Here is a 6,826-nt window from a genome sequence, read left to right on the forward strand (position 1 = left end):
GCTTCGGTGGCGTCGCACCCGTACCCCGCGACTCCGGCAAGATCAGTGGCAATCTTCGCCGGCCACGGCGCTACAACCGCAGACTCCAACGCGTCTTCTACATCTCCGCGTTGTTCAGCATCCGCCACTGCGACGAGTCCCGCCGGTTTTACGAACGCAAGCGAGCCGAAGGCAAGCGCCACATCCAAGCAGTGCTCGCCCTGGCCCGTCGGCGCGTCAACGTCCTCTGGGCCCTCCTGCGGGATGGACGAACGTATGAAGGCACGTCACCCACTGCACGCGCGGCTTGACAGACCACATTAGGAATCACTGCATGTCATCGGGTTGGTTTGAGGATGCGTTCCGGGGTGACACGGAGGGCGTACTTGAGTTCCGATTGAGGGGTGAGTGGTTGTGGCTGAGGACGAGAAGGCTCAGGCCAAGGGCGAGCAGGTCGAGGGCAAGGTCAAGAAGGTCGTCGGCGGTGCCGTGGGCAACAAGTCCCTGAAGGCCGAGGGACAGGCCAAGGAAACCCAGGGTGACCTGCGGGCGGCCAAGGAGAAGGCCAAGGACGCCGTCCGGCCCAAGTAGGCGCGCACTGCTCCTGATCCCGGCAGCCTGCTGGCTGCCGGGATCGGTGCTGTCGTGGTCAGGTGCGCTGCGGCGGTGGATGGAACGGCTGCGTTACATCGGAGGCAGGCGGAGGCAAGAAGACAACGCCTATCCAACACTGCCTGAAGCCTACGCCGACGCTGTTAGAAATCAGGCGAGGGATACCCGACGCTTTGCGGGGTTCGGATTCAAGCTCCGCACGGGCATCAGGGATACCTGCCGCACCGATCCGGCATGGTTCCGGAGGGTTCCTGAACCGGCCCCTGATCAGTGGATGACGTGTGGCGTTCGGCCGCGGTGACGTCGGGCTCCCGTGGAACGATGTCCGGTCCGAGTCGAATCCGGCTCGGAAGGACATGCCTAGGAATCTAGCCCTGGGCTCTGTCGAGCAGTGAGGATTTGCGGTGATCGCAAGCGAGTTGGGTGCATACGACGGGCGTGCGTCTCATCGTGGCGCGACGCAGAGGGACAGCCGGAGCGCTGCGACGACGCTGGCGGAGATGTTGGAGGCGGCGGAGGCCGCGCCGCCCGTGGAGTCCCTTGACGTGGTCGCGCGGATCCTGCGAGAACGGCTCGGGGCGGTGGCCGTGTCGTTTCTGATCACTGACTTCACGGGCAGTTCGGTCGTGCGGCTGGGCGCGGCGGGCAGGGTCGGGACCGGTGAACCGGCCCGGCGCATTCCCTTGGCAGGCTCCGTCTACGACGACGTGATCCGCACCCAGCGTCCGGCGGTGGAAATCGGGGGCCAGGGCGCGCATACGAGGGTGGTGGCGCCGGTGACCAATCGCGGCGACGCCATCGGCCTCCTGGAGCTGTTTCTGCCCGCGGCACCTGACGCCGAGGTGATGAGGGAGATCGGCGAGACGGCGCATGCTCTGGCCTACATCGTCATCGCCAACCGGCCCTTCACCGACCTGTACCAGTGGGGTCGGCGTACCGTGCCGCTGAGCCTGGCCGCGGAGATCCAGCACCGGCTGCTCCCGTCATCGCTTAGTTGTGAGGGGGCGCAGTTCGCGGTCGCCGGGGCACTGGAGCCGGCCGAGCATGTCGGGGGCGATACCTTCGATTACGTCCTGGACCGCGACACGGTGCAGCTGTCGATCACCGACGCCATGGGCCACGACGTGCAGGCCGCGTTGCTGGCCACATTGGCGGTCGGGGCTCTGCGCCGCGCACGGCGGGCGGGTGCTGACCTGGTGGAGCAGGCACGTCAGGCCGATCAGGCCATGCGGGAGCACCACCAGCGGGGATATGTGACCGGTCAGATTCTGCGGATCAGCCTGCGCGACGGTGGCACCGAGTTCGTCAACGCCGGGCACCCGTGGCCGCTGCGGCTGCGCGACGGACGGGTGCAGCAGATCACCCCCAAGGTCGACCTGCCCTTCGGCGTGCAGTCCCCGCACACCTACCGCCTGCAGAGGCTGGATCTGCGGCCCGGCGACCGGCTGGTGATGCTCAGCGACGGCATGCTGGAACGCAACGCCAAGCCCCTGGACCTGCCCGACCTGATCGTCCGCACCCGCGGGCTACACCCACGAGAGGCCGCCCGCACCCTGATCGGGGCGGTCGTCGACGCCGGCCAAGGCCATCTGAAGGACGACGCGACCGTCATCTGCCTGGACTGGCACGGCACCGACAGCTCGCAGCGAGCAGCAGACACCGGAGCCGACCTCGCCACCGCCTCGGCGCCATCACCGGACACGCACCGCTCCTGGTGGCCACAGCAGACCTACCCACCCAAAAATCTACACAGTCGGTAGGGAAGGCTCTGTTGACGACGAGGAGCAGCGTTTCTCAGGCAGTTCGGGAGGCGTTTCCCGCGTCGAATGTCGATGGCCTCGGACAGCAGTTTGGTGCCGACCGGCAAGACGCCGTCTGCCGCTCCTCGGGGGCCCGGGGCAAAAGCGCTGGCTACGGGCGCAGGTTGTGACCTTCGTCCCGCCGTTGCCGAGTGCCGGCGGGTGCCTCCCGTACTCGTCGGCATCGAGATCCGGGCCCGGCGAGCGCCTCCCGGTGTCGTCGACAACTGCTGTCGCATGACGTCGATAAAGCCAGCAGGGAAGCGCATCGCGTGACATCTGGCATCTGACGTGAGTTCGGCGGTGTGCCCCGCATGGTGGGGTACACCGCCGAACTCGTTTCGTTGTCTGCCCAGCTCAGTTGGTGGTGAGCATCCCTTCGCGCAGTTTGGCGAGGGTGCGGTTCAGGAGGCGGGAGACGTGCATCTGGGAGACGCCCAAGTGTTCGCCGATCTGGGCCTGGGTGAGCTCCTCGACGAACCGCATGTGGATGATGCGCCGCTCGCGGTCGTCGAGCTCGGCGAGCATCGGAGCGAGAGCGTGGAAGTCCTCGACGAGCTCGAGGGCGTGGTCGTCGGTCCCGATGAAGTCCGCGAGTGCTGCTTCCCCGTCGCTCGTGGCGTTGATGGCGGCGTCCAGGGAGGAGGACGTGTAGCCGTTGGAGGCGAGCCGGGCCTCATTGACCTCGGCCTCGCTCAGCGACATCAGCTGGGACAGCTCTGCGACGGTGGGCATGCGACCGAGCCGGCTGCGGAGCTCCTCGGTGGCCTTGGCGAGCTGGACGCGTGCTTCCTGCAGGCGACGGGGGACGTGGACGGCCCACGTGGTGTCGCGGAAGAAGCGCTTGATCTCGCCGACGATGTAGGGGACGGCGAAGGAGGTGAACTCGACTTCGCGGGAGAGTTCGAACCGGTCGATGGCCTTGATCAGCCCGATCGTGCCGACCTGGACGATGTCCTCCATCTCCTCGCTGCCACGGCTGCGGAAACGCGAGGCCGCGTACTGAACGAGGGTGACGTTCATCTCGATCAGGGTGTTGCGCGCGTACTGGTATTCCGGTGTGCCTTCTTCCAGGACGGCGAGCTGGTCGAAGAACAGCCTCGACAGTTCACGGGCGTCCTTCGGAGCGATCTGCGAGGGGTCGGCAATTTCCGGCAGCCCCCCGGCCTGTGCCTTCGCCACCATCGTCGCTGTCATCTCGGGCCCTTTCTCAGTAGATCCAGTCGTCAGCCGCTGCCCGCTCAGGCACCGGACCGCAGCCCGTATACCCGGCTTGGTTGCATGCATGCCAAGCGATTTCAGAATGGTGCACCGCATCCTCAACTTGCATGGACGAAGCGGACAGCCTTTGTCCAGCGGGAGGAGGAGACGGGCGCACGTCGGCAGACAGCAGGGTGGACGCAGTTGGCACGTGTCGGCCACGGGCATCCTGCTGTGCGGGGAGTGCTTCATTCGTGCTCGTTCAGTGGTCGGAATAGCTGAAGTCGCCTACGGTCCAGGCGCTGACGTCGGCGATCGCTACGCGGTACATCCCGCCTGTCTCGGGGATACCCACCGTGCCCTGCAGGATCCGGGCGACATGGAAGTGCAGGTGCGTAGGAATCTCTGCGTCTTTGGAAGGTGTGTCGAAGACGGCGGAGAACTCCCCCAGGCGGGCGGAATCATTCAGTACGTCAGACACCCGCTGCCGCCACACACGCTCGGGCGCCAGCCGGCCGGTGATGACCGCGCCACCGGTGACCACGGTCAGGGACATCTGGTTACTCTGCCCGGACTCCACCAGGGCGGCGACGTCAACGAGCAGCTCGTCAGGCTTGGACATGGCGAAGATGATATTTCCTGCTCGCGCGGCCCCTCCACCGGTCCTGCACAGGGGAAGAACCGGGTCGCTCCACCCGCGAGCGGGCTACCTGGGCCGCTTGACGCTCGGCGGCGCTCTGCGCCAGACGATTTGGGCCCCTTTGTCGGGCAGGGCCGTGCCGTCTTTGCGGCGCGGGCCCTGCTCACTTTCCACACGTCGGCGGTAGTGCTCACCTGCTGGCGGCTACGGAACCGAGCATTCCCCGGCTCCGTAGCTCCCATTAGGCGGCGGCAGGTTCAGGGCGGCGCAGTTCTGCCTGCCCGAAGAGGAGGGCGTAGCCCTCGGGGAGCTGGTGCAGGATGCGGGCGAGGAGGTCGTGTCCGGTGAGGCGGGTGACAGTGACGAGGACGGCGCCGGTGTCCCAGCGGGCTGTGGCCGGGGTGGCGCCGGTGCGGGCGGCCAGGTCTTTGACGAAGCCCCAGCCCGTGAGCGGTTCAATGTCCGGCACGGAGGCGGCGAGAGCGAGGGCGGCCTCAACCGGCAGGCACTGTGCCAGGTCGACACGTTCGTCGCCGGTCAGCTGGCGTCCGAGTGCGGCGAGCACGTGGTGGACAGCTTCCGCGGCGCGTTCGCGGGTGGGATAGGCGCCTTCGTAGCGCACGCGTTCCAGCATCTCCTCGAACGTCATGGACGCCTGGTGGGAGTTCGATCGAGGCTGGTCGTACATGGCTGAGCGTGCCTTTCTGTGTGAAGGATCCGGCCGGAGGCCCGGGGGAAGGGGTCAGGTGGGCTGGGGGTGGCCGAAGAGGAGGTCGTAGCCGGGTGGGAGCTGGAGAAGGACCTCGGAGGTGAGGTCATCGCCCGCGGTCGAAGCCGCTGTGGACAGGACGGCGCCGATGTCCCACAGGGCCGTCTTCTCGGTGGCGCCCTCGATCCAGGCGGCGGTTGCACGGACGAATCGTTCGGGCGAGAGGGGTTCCGCAGCCTGCAGCGGGTTGAGGAGGATCAGGGCGTACGTCTCCGGGAGGCGTGCGGCGAGTTCGGCCCGCACGGTTCCCACCAGGTGTGCACCGAGCAGCGCCAGGACGACGCGGGCGGCCCGGTCGGCTTCCTCCGTGGTCGCGTACTCGCCGCGTTCTTGGATATTGGCCAGGAATGCTTCCCTGCGTATCGGCATCACGTCACCTCCAGTGAAGGGGTGAGGGGTGCGAAGGGCGGGTGCCGGAAGGGAAACTCAGCTCTCCCGCCCTCCGCGACCGGCTGAGAGGTCAGCCGGAGATCTCCTTGCGGCCGGATCCGCAGCTGATGCTGACCTTGCGGGGCTTGGCTCGCTCGGCGATCGGGATGCGCAAGGTCAGGACACCTGCGTCGTAGTCGGCCTCGATGCGCTCGGTGTCGAGAGAGTCCGCGAGGACGACCTGGCGGGAGAAGACGCCCAGAGGCCGCTCGGACAGTTCCACCTTCACGGTGTCGGCCTTGGCGACCGGGCGACGCTCCGCCTTCACCGTCAGCATGTTCCGCTCGACGTCGATGTCGAGCGCCTCGGTGCTCACGCCGGGAAGGTCGAAAGCGATCACGTATTCGTCGCCCTCGCGGTAGGCGTCCATCGGCATCACCGACGGCTTCGACCAGGTCCCGGACGTTCCCGACAGCTGCTGGACGATGCGGTCCATCTCGCGGAACGGGTCAGTGCGCATCAACATCGCGAAACACCTCCAGTTGGTTCAGGCAGAAACTGCCAATGCGCTTCAACGTGCATCCGTTGTAACATGTCATCGAAACGATGACAAGTAGGAAGTCATCTGGAGGATGACGATCGACGGAGAACCTCATGAACGAAGCCCCCACCTCGGCCGCAACGGTCCCCTTCCACGCCGCCGCCGCGGCACTGGAAGCCATCAACCAGTCAGTGAAGGACGCGCAGCGAGCCTCCGCCCGGACGCCGACCACCGCTGAGCAACCCGCAGCCGACGCCGGCCCGGACCTGGCCCTGTCGGCCCTGCTGATGCTGCGTGAGATCCGCGAGCAGCTCGCCGGCTGGGAGAGCGAGCTGATCGAAACCGCCCGGAGGCAGGGTGCGAGCTGGGCCGACCTCGCCGGCCCCCTCGGGGTCGCCAGCCGTCAAGCAGCCGAACGCCGCTTCCTGCGGCTGCGCCCCGGCGCCACCGGCTCCACCGGGGAAGAGCGTGTCCAGGCCACCCGCGACACCCGCGCCGCCGAACGCACCGTCACCGCCTGGGCCCGCGACAATGCCGCAGACCTGCGCCGCCTCGCCGGACAGATCACCGCCCTGACCGACCTGCCCGCCAGCGCCAACCACGCACTCGGCGAACTGAACCAGGCCCTCGCCCACAACGACCCTGCCCACCTCGTACGCCCCTTGGCCGCGACCCGGGCCTACCTGCAGCCCGAGGCCGGCGACCTCGCGGAACGCATCGACGCCTTCACCCGGCGCACCGAAGAACTCCGCCAGGACACTCACGACCAGCGCAGCACGTAGGGAGACGGCACGCTCCGATCTCAGCAACCGGACATGGGCCCGGGCTGCCCTGAGCCTGTACGTCGGGCACGCCCGTCATCGGTTGCGGGGACGGGCGGCTGGCTCGGCGGAGCCCTTCCCTGCCCTGGGTAGCGC

At 67.4% G+C, this 6,826-nt stretch carries 9 protein-coding genes; 4 read left to right on the forward strand and 5 right to left on the reverse strand.

Features of this window, described 5'->3' with window-relative positions; translation table 11 throughout:
• The 3 genes from ABZV34_RS36300 to ABZV34_RS36310 form a co-directional block, all read left to right on the forward strand.
• On the forward strand, window positions 1-290 hold a 290-nt coding region (locus ABZV34_RS36300; protein ID WP_356286595.1), incomplete at its 5' end, for a transposase.
• Between the two features lie 103 nt (window positions 291-393).
• Complete coding sequence (locus ABZV34_RS36305) at window positions 394-570, forward strand: CsbD family protein (RefSeq protein WP_356286598.1); 177 nt, start codon at window positions 394-396, stop codon at window positions 568-570.
• A gap of 521 nt (window positions 571-1,091) precedes the next feature.
• Window positions 1,092-2,351 carry a PP2C family protein-serine/threonine phosphatase gene (locus ABZV34_RS36310; protein WP_356286618.1) on the forward strand — a complete coding sequence of 420 codons (1,260 nt, stop codon included), beginning with the start codon at window positions 1,092-1,094 and terminating at the stop codon, window positions 2,349-2,351.
• Between the two features lie 396 nt (window positions 2,352-2,747).
• Here ABZV34_RS36310 and ABZV34_RS36315 read toward each other — a convergent pair whose 3' ends face one another.
• The 5 genes from ABZV34_RS36315 to ABZV34_RS36335 all read right to left on the reverse strand — a co-directional run bounded on the left by ABZV34_RS36315 (window position 2,748) and on the right by ABZV34_RS36335 (window position 5,894).
• The gene (locus tag ABZV34_RS36315; RefSeq protein WP_356286600.1) at window positions 2,748-3,587 is read right to left on the reverse strand and encodes an RNA polymerase sigma factor SigF; all 840 of its coding nucleotides are present in this window, start codon (window positions 3,585-3,587) and stop codon (window positions 2,748-2,750) included.
• Window positions 3,588-3,852: 265 nt separating this feature from the next.
• Complete coding sequence (locus ABZV34_RS36320; protein ID WP_356286603.1) at window positions 3,853-4,212, reverse strand: hypothetical protein; 360 nt, start codon at window positions 4,210-4,212, stop codon at window positions 3,853-3,855.
• Window positions 4,213-4,471: 259 nt separating this feature from the next.
• Window positions 4,472-4,918, reverse strand: a complete 447-nt coding sequence (locus ABZV34_RS36325) for a DUF2267 domain-containing protein (RefSeq protein WP_356286606.1) — start codon at window positions 4,916-4,918, stop codon at window positions 4,472-4,474.
• Between the two features lie 54 nt (window positions 4,919-4,972).
• A complete protein-coding gene (locus tag ABZV34_RS36330) occupies window positions 4,973-5,368 on the reverse strand; it encodes a DUF2267 domain-containing protein (protein WP_356286609.1) in 396 nt (131 codons plus the stop codon).
• A 91-nt stretch (window positions 5,369-5,459) separates the two neighbouring features.
• Window positions 5,460-5,894: an Hsp20/alpha crystallin family protein gene (locus tag ABZV34_RS36335; RefSeq protein WP_356286612.1), complete on the reverse strand. Its 435-nt coding sequence runs from the start codon at window positions 5,892-5,894 to the stop codon at window positions 5,460-5,462.
• Between the two features lie 128 nt (window positions 5,895-6,022).
• Between ABZV34_RS36335 and ABZV34_RS36340 the strand changes: the two genes are divergently transcribed.
• Complete coding sequence (locus ABZV34_RS36340) at window positions 6,023-6,691, forward strand: HSP18 transcriptional regulator (protein WP_356286615.1); 669 nt, start codon at window positions 6,023-6,025, stop codon at window positions 6,689-6,691.
• Window positions 6,692-6,826 lie beyond the last annotated feature (135 nt).

It is taken from the genome of Streptomyces sp. NPDC005195 (assembly GCF_040608315.1).
In the GTDB taxonomy this organism is placed as follows: domain Bacteria; phylum Actinomycetota; class Actinomycetes; order Streptomycetales; family Streptomycetaceae; genus Streptomyces; species Streptomyces kaempferi.